Annotated in this window: 11 protein-coding genes and 2 pseudogenes; 5 read left to right on the top strand and 8 right to left on the bottom strand. The window is 43.8% G+C overall.

The genetic code is table 11. The features are described 5' to 3' along the window. Positions 1–42 precede the first annotated feature (42 nt). The 3 genes from FIS9605_RS0118235 (at position 43) to FIS9605_RS37385 (ending at position 3,083) form a co-directional block, all read left to right on the top strand. Entirely contained in the window at positions 43–1,695 is a 1,653-nt protein-coding gene (locus FIS9605_RS0118235; protein WP_026733885.1) for a mechanosensitive ion channel domain-containing protein, read from the top strand. Between the two features lie 292 nt (positions 1,696–1,987). After that, complete coding sequence (locus FIS9605_RS0118225) at positions 1,988–2,251, top strand: hypothetical protein (RefSeq protein WP_026733884.1); 264 nt, start codon at positions 1,988–1,990, stop codon at positions 2,249–2,251. A 589-nt stretch (positions 2,252–2,840) separates the two neighbouring features. Further along, positions 2,841–3,083, top strand: coding sequence for a transposase family protein (locus FIS9605_RS37385; RefSeq protein ID WP_197036077.1), 243 nt, complete (start codon positions 2,841–2,843; stop codon positions 3,081–3,083). A 166-nt stretch (positions 3,084–3,249) separates the two neighbouring features. On the opposite strand, the pseudogene FIS9605_RS37380 reads toward FIS9605_RS37385, so the two are convergent. Further along, positions 3,250–6,173: pseudogene (locus FIS9605_RS37380) on the bottom strand (cation-translocating P-type ATPase). A 708-nt stretch (positions 6,174–6,881) separates the two neighbouring features. Beyond that, positions 6,882–7,169, bottom strand: a complete 288-nt coding sequence (locus FIS9605_RS0118205; RefSeq protein WP_026733882.1) for a DUF5132 domain-containing protein — start codon at positions 7,167–7,169, stop codon at positions 6,882–6,884. A 185-nt stretch (positions 7,170–7,354) separates the two neighbouring features. On the opposite strand from FIS9605_RS0118205, the gene FIS9605_RS42800 reads away from it, so the two are divergent. Together FIS9605_RS42800 and FIS9605_RS0118190 are read left to right on the top strand one after the other, a co-directional pair. Further along, entirely contained in the window at positions 7,355–7,510 is a 156-nt protein-coding gene (locus FIS9605_RS42800) for a hypothetical protein (RefSeq protein ID WP_155960457.1), read from the top strand. A gap of 710 nt (positions 7,511–8,220) precedes the next feature. Further along, a complete protein-coding gene (locus FIS9605_RS0118190) occupies positions 8,221–8,457 on the top strand; it encodes a hypothetical protein (protein ID WP_026733881.1) in 237 nt (78 codons plus the stop codon). A gap of 231 nt (positions 8,458–8,688) precedes the next feature. Here FIS9605_RS0118190 and FIS9605_RS0118185 read toward each other — a convergent pair whose 3' ends face one another. From FIS9605_RS0118185 to FIS9605_RS0118165, 6 genes and pseudogenes are all read right to left on the bottom strand, one after another. After that, a complete protein-coding gene (locus FIS9605_RS0118185) occupies positions 8,689–9,495 on the bottom strand; it encodes a hypothetical protein (protein ID WP_026733880.1) in 807 nt (268 codons plus the stop codon). 472 nt (positions 9,496–9,967) lie between these two features. Then, the gene (locus tag FIS9605_RS0118180) at positions 9,968–11,665 is read right to left on the bottom strand and encodes an iron uptake porin (RefSeq protein ID WP_035139934.1); all 1,698 of its coding nucleotides are present in this window, start codon (positions 11,663–11,665) and stop codon (positions 9,968–9,970) included. Positions 11,666–12,772: 1,107 nt separating this feature from the next. Further along, entirely contained in the window at positions 12,773–13,438 is a 666-nt protein-coding gene (locus FIS9605_RS0118175; protein ID WP_026733878.1) for a response regulator, read from the bottom strand. Positions 13,439–13,515: 77 nt separating this feature from the next. Further along, positions 13,516–13,923, bottom strand: a complete 408-nt coding sequence (locus FIS9605_RS45320; protein WP_063748465.1) for a response regulator — start codon at positions 13,921–13,923, stop codon at positions 13,516–13,518. A gap of 18 nt (positions 13,924–13,941) precedes the next feature. Next, positions 13,942–15,291, bottom strand: a pseudogene (locus FIS9605_RS40325) (ATP-binding protein); the annotation flags it as partial. Positions 15,292–15,642: 351 nt separating this feature from the next. After that, on the bottom strand, positions 15,643–16,584 hold the full coding sequence (locus FIS9605_RS0118165; RefSeq protein ID WP_026733877.1) for a serine hydrolase: 942 nt from the start codon (positions 16,582–16,584) through the stop codon (positions 15,643–15,645). Positions 16,585–16,597: the final 13 nt, after the last annotated feature.

The raw sequence follows: 16,597 nt of genomic DNA, 5'->3' as shown, positions 1-16,597 counted from the left end.
AGTACTCTATCACCAGCATCGAAATGATAAAGGAGGTGTCCATTGCGTTCTCAATTCGTAGCGATCGCTTTCTCTTCAATGGTGATAACTGTTGGAGTAATGCCAAAAGCTACAGCGCAGATTCCCTTTTTACCTAATCTGCAACAGCTGAATTTGAGGAGCAGTGACTCCGAAAGCAGAACAGTTACAGGCACAGTCACAGGCTGGGTTTATTTGGATGGTAAGCGTTTATTTCAAGTAGCTGCACCAAAAGCGAACATCACTGAGCGTTTGGAAAATATCCAAAAAAATTTAGATCGGATTAGCCAGGATTACTTTCAAAAATCAAATGCGGAACTTGATGTGCAAATCCGGACTGAAAACGCATTACCAGTCATTCATGTCAATGACCAACCCCTGATGACTATTACTGACCAAGATGCCAGACTAAGACAAGAAAATGCTTTTGCGTTGGCGACTCAAATCAGTGAAAACTTACAGGAAGAATTAAAGCAGGCAAAACAGGAACGGCAGCCAGAGTTTTTAATTCGTCAAGGTGCAATTGCTGCCGGAGGTGTACTAACCATGATGGTCATCAGTTGGTCACTTTCTCGGTGGGAACGACGCTCAAGATGGTATCCAGTACACCTAAATTCATCAGACTCATCAACAACTCAACCGATTACAACGCAACTGAATCGCCAGCAACATCGGAATATTCAAGAAGTAAAGAAACGGCTGTTTCAGCTAGCTCAAGCAACCGTTTGGGGAGGTGGAACTTTCTTTATACTGGGTTTATTTCCCTACACGCGATCGCTACAGCTAGGAATTTTCATTGGTTTGCAAATTCCCTTGAAATTGGCCGGTGTGGCAGTAGGAACTTATGTAGCAGTACGTTTTAGCTGTGCCCTGATTGACCGTTTTACCTCTGCTTTTGTTAGTAGTAGTGCCTTGCTAACTCCAGAAACTTCTGAAAGACTACAGTTACGAGTTTCTACCATTTCTGGTGTTACTAAAGGTATCACTGGTATTGCTTTGGTGGGATTTGGTACTTTAATGTCTTTGATATTTTTGGGTATAGATGTTGTTCCATTGCTAGCAGGTGCGAGTTTAGTTGGTGTTGCAGTATCTCTCGCTTCTCAAAACCTGATCAAAGATGCAATTAACGGCTTTTTAATTATCCTTGAAGACCAGTATGCCTTAGGTGATGTGATTTCTGTGGGAAATGTAGGAGGTTTAGTAGAAAATCTTAATCTACGGATGACCCAACTCCGAGATGCGGAAGGGCGCTTAATTACCATTCCCAACAGTGAAATCAAAATTGTTGCCAATCTTTCTAGCCGTTGGTCACGGGCCGATTTAACTATCCCTGTTGCCTACGAAACTGATATTGACCAGGCTTTGAATTTGATTAAGACTGTTGCTGTAAAGATGGATGAGGATCCGCAATGGAAGCATCAAATTGTGGAAACCCCCCAAGTTTTGGGAATAGATAACTTTGGCGATCGCGGTTTATTAATTCGCGTGTGGATTAAAACACAACCGCTCAAACAATGGGATGTCGCACGGGAATTTCGCCGACGCCTGAAAATTGCCTTCGATCAAGTCGGAATTTCCATTCCTGTGGCACAACAAGCTATCTGGGTAAATGATGTTCCCAGACTAAAATCTCAAATTGACGCGAAGGTAAATTCTTCAGCAGTCAATGGTCAATAGTCAATGGTCATTAGTCATTTGTTGGTGGTTGGTAGTTAGTGGTTAGTAGTTGGTGGTTGGTGGTTGATGGTTGGTGGTTGGTGGTTGGTGGTTGATGGTTGGTGGTTGGTCGTCTCCCACTCCCACTCTCCCACTCCCCCACTCCCGTATTTAGTACATTAGTACTATAATAGAGAGGTAGCATCCACAAACTTAAGTGTACAGGCGCGGAATTAGCTTATGGGGAAGCCTGCGGCGTACGTGTCTCTACAATCTAAAAGCTTTCTGGAAGATGGGTTCAAGGTTTTGTTCTATGATTAAGCACTACATTCTCAGCCTCAATCCGACTGCCAAGCACGAATGGGATCGCTGTATTTTACGCGATCCATTAACTGCCAAACGTCCAGACCTAGCTAAATTAGTTGCTGAAGAAGTTGGTGCAGATACAGGCAGCTATTTGGTAAGTGTGAATATCGAAGTGAAGATTTTGGAACAAGCAGCAGTGCCTCACGCCGAACAATTAACTTTGAATGTTCCAGAGGTAAATGAAAAGCCGCAATTGAGGGAAGTTGCCTAAACAAGAAGTGGATAAATATTAAACGAGAGTAGAGACGTGTACGCCACAGGCTTTTCTGGAGCTTGGTTTCGCGTCTCTACACGATTATATGCTTTTTATTTAAAACAGTTGGCTAGCTATTGGGATAAATTAATAGCTAAAAGCTTGCTTATTGTCAATACAAAACTGCTAGCAGTGAAGTGTCATAATTGCATTTAACTAACAATTTTGTCTTTGAAAAGCTATTTGTCACTAACCAAAAAATTATTTATATTTATCCCAAAACCTATTGTCTTCTCCTCATCTACCACTACCGCGATTATCATCGTCGCTGCTAACAAGATGCTGCATAAAGATGCGAATTTGAAATTGCATAAGATGCTCCCGAATGGTCTATTTAATTCCATCTACAAAAAGCAGCGAGACAAACAGGATGAGTTCGTTATCACTTGGCAATTTGGCAGAAAATAAACAAGGTCGGTTTTACTAGCATATTTGATTTTATTTTGGGACAGGTGTCTCACCCATCCATCGTGGCAAAGCAGGACTGTTTCATTCTGTAAAGGAAAATGGTTGAATCAGATGATAAATGTGTTTTTCGAGAGTAGCAATGACTGCCACGATGATCGCAGAACTCAAGAAAGTGACAGATTTTCGTACAAAACAAGGACAAAGGCATCCTTTATGGCTTGTGCTAGTGTTGGTAATCATGGGAACAATGAGCGGTTATCTGGGTTATAGAGCTTTAGGAGATTTCGTCAAACGCCATAAACAATCTTTAATCGAAATATTAGAGATACCAAAACAAGAGTTCCATCATACTCAACAATTCGCCGTGCGATCGCAGAAGTGAATTTTGAGGAATTGACATTCGCAGTTTCGTGATTAATCTGTTTCGCAACAATGATTTTGATTCACTAACTACAGCCACACGACATTGTGTCCATAACATCCGATTACTTTTTTCCGTTTTAGAATGAAACAGCCCTGCCTTTTTAAAAGGGGTCGGGGGGATCAAATCATTTGCGTTTGTATCCACTCGCTTTCAAACGCAAATGTAGACGTAAAGAAGAGGCGCGATAATGCGGTTTCGAGGAATTACACAAGCGCAGACGTGGTGATGCAAAAGCAGATCCACTGGCACGCTGACGCACTTGGGCGTCGTTATCCTGCTTGGTTTCTGAAAGCAGATGCAACTTTTTGGTCTGAGTCTGGCTACGACGAAGAACCCATTTTTCCAATTCCACACACCAGAAAACTACGCTACTTATACCTAAACAAATAGCTAAATCTACTGCTGACAGGGGTGCTGTGTTGAACAATTTTTGGAAGAACGGAACATACAGTACTGCTATTTGCAAACCCAACGTTAAAGTTACAGCTCCTAACAGTGGCTTGTTAGAGAGCAAGCCAATTTTAAACAACGAGTCACGCTCTGAACGTATTGCTAAGGCATTACCCATCTGGGAGAGAGTTAAGGTAGTAAACAGTATGGTTTGCCAAGCAGAGTTGCCTGTTTTCCAGTACCAGTAGCCTGTACCCAGAGATACAAATCCCATCAGTAATCCTATCCAGATGATATCCCTACCTATTCCTCGACTAAAAATATTCTCATTGGGAGGATGAGGAGGACGATTCATGGTGTCACGCTCTGCTGGTTCTACACCAAGAGCTAGGGCTGGTAAACCGTCAGTAGTTAGGTTAATCCAGAGAATTTGCAGTGGCAACAACGGTAACGGCATTCCCAAAAAAGGAGCCAGCAGCATTACCCACAACTCACCAACGTTACTGCTCAGCAGATACTTAATAAACTTGCGGATATTGTCATAAATTACACGTCCTTCTTTAACGGCAGCAACCAGGGTAGCAAAGTTATCATCTAGCAGCACCATATCTGCTGCCTCTTTTGCTACATCTGTACCCCGAATCCCCATCGCCACACCAATATCTGCCGTTTTAAGAGCTGGCGCGTCATTAATACCATCACCAGTCATGGCGACGATATGCCCCTGTTGTTGCAGAGTCTCGACAATCTCAAACTTGTGTTTCGAGGAAACTCGTGCATAAACAGATACATCATCCAACGTACAGCGCAATTCTTCAGTATTTAATTTGGACAATTCTTCACTGGTGAAGATGCGATTGTCAGTAGCAATACCTACCTCACGGGCAATGAATCGAGCTGTGAGGGGATGGTCGCCTGTTATCATTACCGGACGGATACCAGCACGCTTGCAGGTGAGTACGGCGTCTCGCACTTCTGGTCGTGCTGGGTCGTTCATGCCGACCATGCCAATGAAAATTAAGTTTTGCTCTACGTCCTCCCACTCTTCAGCAGATTGCAAAGGTCGAAAAGCTGCACCCATGACCCGCAAACCATTTTTTGCTAACTGGCTATAGGTGACAGAAATATGTCTGTGCCAAATTTCGGTCAGTGGTTTTGCCTGCCCATTGATCCAGATGTGACTGCAAATATCTAACAGACTATTAACTGTACCCTTGGTAAAGACAATGTAAGACATTCCCCCGATTTTCTCGCTCCAATGCCAAACTGTTTCCAAAGCGCAGGGAATTTTGGATGGAATCGTTGGGAATTTATGGATGGTGGTCATGCACTGACGCCGAGAGTCATAGGGAACTTCTGCTACACGGGGAATGAGATATTCCAGGTCAGCTTTCCACAGTCCTTGATGAGCAGCAGCCATAACCAAAGCACCCTCGGTCGGGTCGCCTACGGCACGGAAGTAACGCGGCTCATCTGTGTCTGCCTCTAGCAAAGCGTTGTTGCACAGAGTACTACCAGCCAAAAGCAGGGATATTGCAGGTGGTTGGCACAGCAGAAATGGTCGTTCTTGGCTTCTTTCTCCGACAGAGGCACGCATCCGGGTAGTTAAATCTATCCGCTGACCCGCTACATCAAGCACTGTAACGGTCATGCGGTTTTCGGTGAGAGTGCCAGTCTTGCCTGAGCAAATCACTGTCACCGATCCCAACGTCTCCACAGCAGGTAGGTTGCGAATCAGCGCTCGCCGTTTCAGCATTTGCCGGGCACCAAGAGCCAAAGCTATCGTCACTACCGCTGGCAAGCCTTCGGGCAAAGCTGCCACTACCAAAGTGATGGAGGTCAGGAGCAGATTTTCCAGTCCTCTCCGCGCAGCATTCCCAAAGCGAGAATCACAGCTACCAGTACTAGGGAAGCTACTGCTAACCCCTTTCCCAGTTCATCCAAACGTTTCTGGAGTCGGGTTGGTTCTGGCTCTACCCCATGAACCATCAAGGCAATCCGCCCCATCTCGGTTTTCATTCCGGTTTCTGTCACTACAGCTTGACCGCGCCCATAGGTGACAACTGTACCCATGTAAACCATATTGTGGCGATCCGCGAGTTGCAGATCTGCTTGGGAGAGAGTGTGTGGGTCTTTGTCTGTTGGTTCTGATACACCTGTTAGGGTTGTTTCTTGAATTCGTAAACCAACGCTTTCCAGAACGCGGCAATCAGCTGGAACAATATCTTCTGCTTCTAACTGCACGATATCCCCTGGTACTAGATAGCGGGCAGAGATTTCCTCGCTGTTACCGTTACGCAGTACCTTGACATTAGGCACAGATAGCTTTTTGAGAGTGGCGATCGCTTTTTGCGCTTGGTATTCTTGACTGAAACCCAAAACCGCAATCAGCACAACAATAGCAATGATCCCCACTGCATCTTTGTAGTCGCCTAACAATCCAGAAACAACCGCAGCCACAATCAAAATAATTACCAATGTGGCTGTCAGTTGCTCCCAAAGTATTTGCCAAGGACTTCTTTGCCCTTGCTCAATTAACTCGTTAAAACCATACTTCTCTAAGCGGCGACTGGCTTCGGCTGCGCTCAACCCAAAGGTTGCATCGCTACTCAGTTGTTGCAAAACTTCTTGCGTGTCCAATTTGTACCAATTGCTCATGTCTGTCACACCTCCTCTACTGTGACGGGATCTGCGGTATTGAAGCGAAGAGGAATGGGGGATGGGGGGATGGGGAGAAAAAAATATTATTTCTTCTCTCCTACACTCATAGATCCCTGCCCCCTGCATATTTGCAGTGGTTGGAATAAGTATTAAAAGGCAGCCCCAATCAAGGCATGCCAACTAAGCAGTAGTTGTCTACTAGAAAAGCTCCGAACCAAACTACTATAGGGGGCTGGCACACCAAGCGCCAAGGATACTGGGTACTGGGATCGGGGATTGGGTATCGGGAATTAGGGATTGATGAGAATTATGAATGCTGAACGCTGAATGCTGAAAATTTCATAATTCATAATTCATAATTCATAAATTTTATGCCCCAATTCCTAGTCCCTTCCAGTACCCAGTTCCTTATTTGAGACTAATATCGTGACGTAAACAAACAAAGACACGGTAAATGTATTTGAGTGTTCTCCACATTGCCGCGTCTTTCCTTGTTTGCATCAATACTTCTCCTTTTATTGCAACTTGGATCAATTTCTTAATCTGATTAAAAATCAGATAGTTGTGGTGAGGTTGCGAACCTATTTTATTTGGATATTTTTAGTGCTGGTAGGAGTTATTTTTCTGGGGAAAATAATGTCATGACTTTTGCTTTTTCTATGCAGCGCATTATTTGTTCGCAAGTTATGACTTTCCCAACCGATCCTACCTAATCCGTCGGAGGCGTCTGTTGTTATTAGTTACAGCAAGTTCTGACTTCGCTTCAGCAACGATATCTGCGAAGTTTTCACCAACTGCTGCGATCGCTCCCTTACTTTTTTCATAGGCAATTATTCCGCCTTTAATGGCTGTCTTGGCTATGGATTTACCAGCAACTGCTACCACCGGAATGGCAAAAGGCAGAGCAACTATCGCCACAATACCAGGAATACCAAAATCTTCGACGGCACTTGCGAAGACATTTTTTAAGTTGGGTACAACTTTGGGTAACATAATATTTTCACCCCCTTTGTCTATATCTCTACAATCATACGATTGTATCACCATTAACAATTATAGTTATTGGCAACAAAGTAATTTTTATATTAAAAATTATTGACCATTTTGGTTAGATGAGTTTAAGAAATGTAAATCTAAAGCATAAGGCAGTAAGGGCATAATCGTTAAGTGTGGCTACAATGTTTGTACTTGCTCTAGTTGGGTTTGCTGGTCTTGTAGTGGAAATTACGATCGCTTTTATTCAGAGTGAGTCTGTTGTAGTTGAGTTTGAGATTTTTCGTATTCTTCAAGTAATTGATAATACTGTTGATATAAAGCAGCATATTGATCTTTAAAGATAAAGGAAATGCTCAAATTCCAAACTGGAATGTATCTACATCTTCATCTTCTTCAATAGTGTTCTTATGTTTTCAAAAATAGAATTATTTAGTAAGGAAGAAAAAATCATGCAAAAGCATTCTTTTTAGGTTCTTATTCTTCCTGATTCAGTCAATTATCAAAACTTCCACGAGCATGATTTATTCATGCTTGTGGAAGCTTGTTTGAGCTTGCGCTGCCATTTGCCGGAATGTCTCAATACATAATAATTGGCATGACATTGCTCTAAGTTGCCATTTTGCCAGAATTACTGATGTTGATTTGCAGAGGCGATCGCCTGTTAACACACTTGTACGACTAGAGGATCAACTTACAAGGTTAGGTCTGCTGAGATAATAATCGCTCAAACCACTTGCACTAGTTTAAATTCTATGCTTTGATACAAATCACGTGGGCGGAAATACTAGTCATATCTCCAGCTTTTGCGTTCTTTAACTCTTTTCCCAATAGGGTGTATTCTAGTCTAGTCGCTACGTCAGTAATTCTTAACTCCTGCACGTTTTTTGTGAATTGCATGTGCTGACTAAAAATAGGCGCTATTTCTAGTTATTGACAATTGACAAATCTTATGTTATCGGTTTCAATCTTTTTTGGATAAGGCATTAGTGCATCCCCGCCAAGAGACTCACTAACGCCCTTCGCCAAGCACTTTATGGATAACCTCATCATGACACAAAATACGCAATACAACGAACCTGTTGTGCAAACGCAGACACTTACTTACAAAAAACGCCTAAATTCTTGGGTTGTCGCTCGTTTACTTCCCGACACTCAACGGGAGATTGTAGCTCGATTCCGTAGTCGCTCTGATGCAGACGGTCATTTGCAACTTCTACAGCAACGCTCCCCTGAAGCTAACTTTGTAGTTGCGTTTGATTGTCAAAGAGACGAAGCTTTGAATTAAATTACAAAGAAGCGAAGCGCCTTCCGTACCGCTTCGCTAACGCACTTTTAGAAATCAAAGTGCAATGTTTGGCGAATCGAGATTTGAGAAGAGTTAATTGTACAGGCACAAAGTCGTAGCTAGATAATGTTGCTTGTGCTTGAGAAAAGACTAATAAAGAAAGGCGATCGCAGTTTTTGGGAATGTCCGGCGATCGCTTTACTATCTTTTTTAGCGCTAGACCTGAGATTTTTAGAAACCGAAGTTATAACCAACTCCGATTGTCAAACCTATATCGGTTTCATCAAAAAATGCTGCATTCACAGCAGCTGTTGCCGTAAATTGACGATTTAGCGGCACATCTATGCCACCAGTTAGCATAAAACTAAAGTCTGAATCATCGCCAGTTGTAAAAGCTGCACCGCCACCGACATAAGGGATAATACCTAACGGTTCGCTAAACGGATCTGATAGCCGTTGGTAGTTAAAGTCATAGGTGACAGGAACCAAAATTGTGGTATCGTCTCCAATTACGGCTGATGGTCGTACGGAAATAGTATTTGACACACCAACTTTGCCGATCACCATAAAATTGGCATCGCTCAAAGATGAGCTTTCACCAGCCACACCAATATTTGCCGCTATACCGATATAGCTGACCGATCTGCTGAATGGTGAACCTAAATCAATATCTGCTTGAGCCACTTGAGCAGCCGATGGTTGAGGAGTTGGCTGTTGTTGCTGGGAGGTCAACGCCGCAGATGACGTTACCGCAGTGCCAGGAACGGGTGTAAGTGTAGGACTATCGGTTTCTGGTGTGGCGATCGCCGAAAACTGCTCCCGATCGTAAGTATAATTTAAAACATTTTCTTGATCTACTACTGAGACAGTTGCAACGCTTGCCTGATTGGGAGATGCTTCAGTTCCGGAAAACTGGGTAAACTCTTGAGTTGTGGAGTCAACAGTCTGAGCAACAGCAGGCAAGCCACCACCTAGAGCCGCCAGAGCAGCCATACTCAATAAGCCAGAAACTCTTTTATGAAAAATAATATTATTCACATTCACTCCTCAAAGGATATTTCCTCAATTAATCATGGATTTTGCAGTTCTTGAGCCAATTTTTGGCGATACTTAACATTTAACATCAAAAAAACTGTTCCTACATCCTTAATTCCCAGGGTGTACAGAGATTTAGATAGCAACAATTTTAGAAATAAATCCTCAATTTAACGGATGACAAAATTAATCCAATAAATAAAAATAGGGATTTTGCAATAATTAGCCGAAAGCATATTACGCCATCCGTAGTTTTGCGTCACCTATATATTTTCCTTAAAAAGCAAAATCTTGTTATTCCTATGTTATGGTTGCACTAATTTATTGATTTATATTGTTTCGTAGCAGATATCAATAAACCACTTGCCTAAATTCCGTCTCTCCATAAATGCTTACTAATGTAGGACAATATCAATAAACCGAGAATTTTTGTTTTGAGATAAGGTAGGCAGAGTACCCACCCTAAAACAGGAATCTAAAAAGAAAAGACTGTACGGAGTGTGCCTGTCAAAATCGTGCCGTTGCTGCCTTGATTTCCGGCGTTATCAATCACTTGAATTGTTGGTGTAATTTGGATATTACGACTAAATGGATAGTTATAAAACGCCTCATAATTCGTCTGAGTGGAATTGCCGATTTCATTAGCAATAAATGGCTGACCAACGGCAACTCCGGCTAAAGCACCGCGTGTAAACAAGTCTCGCATCCCCATCCCAGCCATCCAATAATTGGGTTTAATTTCGCCAAAGGCAGTGTCATTATAGCTACCGTAACCGTAGCGTCCAAAAATACCAAACCTTTGTCCTAGTGTCAGTTCAACATTTGCCCCAAACACATCAAAGCGTTTATCAAACACTTCACCGCCACTGTATTGCAGGCGCAGGGCAAAAGATCTAGAGGGCGCGTATTCTAATTCCACCGTACCTTGATAGGTATCTCCAAATAAGCCGCGTTTACCCTGAGCATTGAAGGCAAAATCATTGGGATATAGTAGTGGAGTAAATCGTGCAGTACTGACATTTAGTCCGGTCTCGCCAGGGTTAGCGGGGTCTCCTGCGGCATACAAAGCCCGCACCGCCAATGCTCCGTTTCTTGGCTTCCAGTCAATTGCCGCCCCAGCAGCAGGACCATCAACCGGGAAGAGAATATAGTTATTGACAAACGCCTGAGTGCTAAAGTCTAAGAAGCTCAGGTTAGCGTAACTGTTGCGGTCAACATAATCAGTTGTCCGAATATCTGGGCCGATGGAGACTGCAAGGTCTTGAGTGGGTCTAAAGGTGTAAAATAGTCTTCCGATGCCTAAACTACCAACCGTAGGTGGCTTGACCGAGTAATCTATCACGCTTCCAAAAAATGGCTCCAGCACCCCTGCGGCGTTGTCTCTAGCACCATCGGGACGACCATTGTCTATAACTCCACTTCCACTATCAAGGCGAATTTTGAGCAAGTCACTTCCTGTGAAACTAGTGTCTAAATCGATTGATGCTCGATACAACACTGTGGGATTGGGGTCTTTGGTAGCAAGTATTCGTTGACCAGTAGAATCAATAATGCGATCGCGATCAAACCCGCCAGCATTCACGGAAACAATTACCTGACCACCCAGTTTGGTAGTTGTGGAGAACTGATTGGCTTCCAATTGTGCTGTACGTGCTTCTAAAGTATCCACCCGACCCCGTAAAGTTGCCAATTCAGCGGCAAATTCCTCCTGTAGTTTTTGCAAGCTTGCCAAGTCTTCTTTTTTCACCAAATCACCTGTTGCTGTTGCAATCAGTTCATTCATGCGGTCTAAGCAAGCATTGAGTCCAGCAGCGAACTCATAACGGGTCATGACTCGATGCCCACCAAAGGTAGAGTTAGGATACCCAGCAATACAACCATAACGTTCAACCAGCGATTGCAATGCAACAAATGCCCAATCTGTAGTTTGGACATCAGTAAGCTGATTGACATTTGTCACCTGATTCATTTCAGATGTACTTGCTTCTATTTCGGCTTGGTTTAAGAACTCTGCTGCACCGTTAGCAGAAACGGCTGTTTCCGCACTTGCCGAATAGGTAGCTAGGAGTAATAAACTTAACAAACCAACTGCGTTTGCAATAGTACCTGTCAAAAACTTCGGGTGAATTTTACTAGCAGCAGTAGTATTGACAGACAACTTTTCATCTTGCATGCTTCTATTTTTTAGTGTTAAAAATTAGACCTTTTGCCGGATTAAAACTAGTACAAGAAGGCAGCTATGCTGTATGACGTAGATGCGCGTAGCGGAGGCAGTCACGTGGCTTTGACGATTTGTAGATGCTTAGCAACTTCCAGTCCTAGCTTCTCCAAACTCTTTGAATCCAAGAGTTTAAAGTGAAAAAGCAGTGAAGCTACATGCTTATTATCCCAATGAAGGTGATAAAAAGAGGTCGTGTTGCAGAAATTTTTTCAGGCTAGGAAAACCTTGTTGGTAGAGCAAATTTTATGCAGTGACTCCAAATAATTTGGCAATAAATTCTACCTGAACAATGATGTCTGTTTTTCTGCTCCCCGAGTCTGTCCTTTACGAATCATATGCATCGTTTTATAGCCAAGGAGTTTTATTTTTGTTGTGTGAAATAATTGAAACAAGTAGCCGTCATGAACTGGGTACACTCCTAAGCATAAAAATTATTTTACTCTTTTACTCTTTGTGTCTTAGTGTCTTGGTGTTTCAAGATTTTTTTAACCACCCTCCGGGTACTCTACGAGAAGCCCTACTCTGCGAGAAGCCGCGCTGCGCGCGTCTACGCAGTCGTACCCTTCGGGAAGCCCTTCGGGTTCGCCAGTCCCCCATCGTGACGGAGACCGCCAAGACGGGGGCTGGTCTCACCGCGCTGCGCGCGTCTACATGGGGGAAACCCCCTTTGGAGCGCGCTGCTCACCGCCCACAAGGGGCGTCTACGCCAGTCTCCCCTAAAGGCAGAAGCCTTCTGGGGGGCTGGACTCACCAAGGCACAAAGGCACAAAGTATTTTCAAATCAGGTGAACGTAATTAAATATAAGATAAATCTTTTGTTCGTAGTTAGCGATTTATCTCTCTAGGCAAGGGTTTAAAGGGCTAAAGCCCTTACTACGAGCTTTTATTTAATTGAGTCTTTATACTTGTCAGTTTGAAAATAACTCATACCATTTATTTAAGAAGATACGCCTAATCAGCCTGACTTCGCAGGCTTTGTTTTTATACCCCCAGGCTTTAGCCTGTGGGTGAAGAAAGCGCTATCAACAAACAACTAAATATCCATGCGTTCAAAAAATTTTATTGATTAGTTATTTCCATAATTTCGTCAAAGCGAAAGTGATAGGTAAGTTGCTTCAGAATTTGGATTAAATTTGTAAACTCCGTCGGTATTTGCTTAAGCAACTCGGAAATACTTTCATCGTTGCATTCTCTAGCCGCTTGGTGTAGTTTTTGTATCCATGCATCTGGCATAACTGCTAAATCTTTACGGTTCAACTTTTTACATTGCTGGGAAGTATTTTGATTATTCGCAGTGGGTTCAAAGTAAACGTAATGCACACCCAAGTGTTTTGCGAGTTTCTCAAAGATTTCTTCCTCACGAAATGGTTTGCTAATAAAGTCATCGCAACCAGCTGATATCATTGTCTGTCGTTGTTCCTCGAAGGCGTTAGCGGTGAGGGCGATGATAACGGTATGGGGTGATGGGGTGATGGGGTGTAGACGCGCAAGCGGTGAGACAGCGCGGTCTTGGGGAGCCAGTGCGGTGGTGAGGCAGCGCGGTCTTGGGGAGCCAGTGCGTTGCGGGGGTACCAAGCGTTGTAGCACCTGGCGTGGTTCCCCCCATGTAGACGCGCGCAGCGCGGTGAGACCAGCCCCCGTCTTGGCGGTCTCCGTCACGATGGGGGACTGGCGAACCCGAAGGGCTTCCCGCAGGGTACGACTGCCGAAAGGGTTCCCCGGCATAAAGCATCTGGCGTGGTCTCCCTCATGTAGACGCCCGCAGGGCGGCTTCCCGAAGGGTACGACTGCGTAGACGCGCTTTACTCGGCTTCTCGTAGAGTACCCGTAGACGCGCGCAGCGCGGCTTCTCGCAGAGTAGGGCTTCTCGTAGAGTACCCGAAGGGCTTCCCGTAGGGTAGGGGTGATGGGAGGAGTACTTCTCCCAATCTAGATTGCTCTCTCGCTCTAATCTCCCTTGTGGCTTCATAGCCATTCATAATGGGCATCTGCATATCCATGAATATGAGATGGGGGTGCCAGTTTTCCCAGATAGCTATACCTTGTTCCCCATTCTCTGCTTCTCGTATTTCAAAACCTAAAGGTGCCAATTGTTTGAGCAAAAATTGGCGATGCTCCCAAGTATCTTCTATCAGCAGCAGACGATAAACAGGTTGATTTGGTGCTAAGCATTTAACCCGTTGATGTGACGACTGATTTAACTGTGACATCTCTGCTACGTTGACTTAAATATCGAATGCAAATATGCTGCCTTGTCCTAATACACTGTTGACAGTAATGTCTCCGCCCATTAGCTGTACAAACTTACGACTAATTGCCAATCCTAGACCTGTGCCTTCTTGCGATCGCTTTCCTGTTTCAGTCTGGACAAAAGCTTCAAACAAGTTGTTAATTTCCTCTAAAGCAATGCCGGAACCAGTATCCTCGACTTCAAAGTGAATTGTTATTTGTTCTTGGTCATTTGTCCTTAGTCCTTGCTCGTTCACAGATGACAAATGAACAGCATGTGCTACAACGGAACGCCAGTCGCTACAACGGCAGGAACCCTCCGAAGTTTTGAGTGGAGGAAACCTCCGCACCCCGCAGCAAGCCGGCCATAGACCAGGCAGCATAGTCTTGGGGAGGCACTGCCTTTTAGTAACAGATGACACCCTCAGCGTCACTCCTCCAGTTTGAGTGAACTTGAGGGCATTACCAAGCAAATTCAGCAGGACTTGCCGCAGTTTATTCTCATCGGTAATGATATATTGCGGTACTTGTGGCGCACGTTCAAAGATAAGAGTGAGTTGCTTAGCCGCAGCTTTGAGGCGCAGCATTTCTTCTAGACTATTTAGCAGGTTATATAAATCAAACTTTTTTTCATTCAGTTTAGTTCTGCCTGCTTCAATCTTAGACATTTCTAATACATCGTTAATTAATTGCAGCAGATGCTGACCGTTTTTGTTAATAATTTCGAGATATTCCCGATGTTCGCTCCAGCAGGAAGTATCGTCGTACATAATTTGGGAAAAACCCAAAATGCTATTGAGAGGAGTGCGAAGTTCATGGCTCATGGCTGCCAAAAACTGGCTTTTGGCGCGGTTGGCTGCTTCAGCGGCTTCTTTGGCATGTTGCAATTCAATTTCAGCTTGCTTGCGATCGCTAATATCCCGCGCCACCCAAAGCACTGATTGATCTGATACGGGAGAAATGCTGGCGCTAAACCAAATCTCATGTCCTTCCTTACACAGACTGTAATCAAAATAAAGTGTTTGCCGTGAATCTAAAGCCTGCCGAATTTTTCCCAACCATGTCCCAGCAGTCTGCTCATCAAAAAATTGTTCTACTGTTTGACCAATCACGTCAATATCGTTTACATATACTTGATTTGGTCTAGTCGGTAAAATTTTTATACTGCCGAGTTGGCTATCTTGAATGTTCACTATTATTACAACATCCGACATTGCCTCAAACACTGTACGCATCTGAGCTTCAGAAGTTTGCAGCTTATGCTCAAGTAATTTGCGCTTGTTAATCTCCTTTTGAAGTTGCTGACTCAACTTTCTGAATTTGCATGCCTGACGATCAACTAGATTCATATATGCTTTACACAGATTTTAAATTTTTTACGATTACTGATAGTGTATGGTTAATTTTGGGTGATTATACTACCTATGCAAGTAACTAAATTATAAAATAGATTCACCATAATTATATAAATTAATACTATTACTTAAGTATATTCATGTATAAAATGCCAGATCTGTAGATTTTATCAAGAAACCATAACATGATTCTATGTGGGGATTGGGTAAAGGGTAAAGGAATTTATTAACCTTTCACCTTTGTTGCCAGTCGCTACAACGGAGGAGCCACTGCGGTGGACGGGTTTCCCGGCATAAAGCACGTGGCGTGGAACCTCCGCAACGCGCTGGCTCCCCTTCCCCCTCTTAATTTAGGCTGGCAACCGCTTCGGCAATACTTTGAGAAACAAAAGGCAAAATGGCGCGGTTTATAGCGTGCGCTTTGCCTTCAGTAAATACCACTAAGAGGTAGGGGCGAGAGCCTGGTATTTCAATATACGCTGCATCATGGCGAACTTGACTTGTCCAACCCGCTTTAGACCAAATTTGTGCTGTTTGTGGAAGACCACCGCCTAAAAAACCTGTAACTTGGTCTTCCTCGACATCTTTTGGTAAATCATCAGGGTTAAGACTACGTTTAAGTACAGTCATCATCGCTTGCGATCGCGCACTTGACACTGCTACACCACCGACAATACTATGCAACAATCTAGCAGTGGCGTTAGTCGTCACCATATTGCGATTTTCTAGTAACTGTCCGTAAAAAGCCCGTTCGCGTCCGTAGGGGCCATCACACCAGGTTTTTTGGCAGACGTTAATACTTTCCATTTCTGGCCACCCTAAAGACTGGTAATAGCGGTTCACAATGTTGCGCTGATGCTTCCATGTCTCAAATGGCCCCACTGGTAATTCCGGTCCAGATGTAGTTCCAGTTAATACATCTACAACCAAGCTACTAGCATCGTTACTGGAGTCTACAATCATATCGCGCATGGCTCTGTCTAACTCGCTGGAAGGTTGAACCATGCGTTTTTCCATCCATTCATGTGCAGCTACCAAGTAAAATAATTTCACCACACTGGCTGGATAAATTCGTTCTAAGCCCCGATAGGTAAAACCACGAACTGGATGATTCCAAAAAGCATCTGGAGTGAGGGCACCACCAGTATTTACCAGTACAGGCGGATCGTAGACAATCCAAGTCAGAGCAATTTGATTGCGGGCTAAGGTCGGAAATTCTGCCCAAGTAGCCTCTAAAATGCCATTGCCTAATTGTTCGAGTTGTTCGTCTTTATTGAAGAAAGTCATCGTTGCTCTTGAA

This window comes from Fischerella sp. PCC 9605 (assembly GCF_000517105.1).
GTDB lineage: Bacteria > Cyanobacteriota > Cyanobacteriia > Cyanobacteriales > Nostocaceae > PCC9605.
This window is presented reverse-complemented; position numbering and strand designations above follow the sequence as displayed.

Excerpts from the sequence above, each read along its gene's own strand:
- FIS9605_RS0118175 (WP_026733878.1), bottom strand. The coding sequence starts at position 13,438 with ATGCCGGGGAACCCTTTCGGCAGTCGTACCCTGCGGGAAGCCCTTCGG.
- FIS9605_RS42800 (WP_155960457.1), top strand. The coding sequence starts at position 7,355 with ATGTTTGTACTTGCTCTAGTTGGGTTTGCTGGTCTTGTAGTGGAAATT.
- FIS9605_RS0118165 (WP_026733877.1), bottom strand. The coding sequence starts at position 16,584 with ATGACTTTCTTCAATAAAGACGAACAACTCGAACAATTAGGCAATGGC.
- FIS9605_RS0118190 (WP_026733881.1), top strand. The coding sequence starts at position 8,221 with ATGACACAAAATACGCAATACAACGAACCTGTTGTGCAAACGCAGACA.
- FIS9605_RS0118180 (WP_035139934.1), bottom strand. The coding sequence starts at position 11,665 with ATGCAAGATGAAAAGTTGTCTGTCAATACTACTGCTGCTAGTAAAATT.
- FIS9605_RS0118225 (WP_026733884.1), top strand. The coding sequence starts at position 1,988 with ATGATTAAGCACTACATTCTCAGCCTCAATCCGACTGCCAAGCACGAA.
- FIS9605_RS0118205 (WP_026733882.1), bottom strand. The coding sequence starts at position 7,169 with ATGTTACCCAAAGTTGTACCCAACTTAAAAAATGTCTTCGCAAGTGCC.
- FIS9605_RS37385 (WP_197036077.1), top strand. The coding sequence starts at position 2,841 with ATGACTGCCACGATGATCGCAGAACTCAAGAAAGTGACAGATTTTCGT.
- FIS9605_RS45320 (WP_063748465.1), bottom strand. The coding sequence starts at position 13,923 with ATGTCACAGTTAAATCAGTCGTCACATCAACGGGTTAAATGCTTAGCA.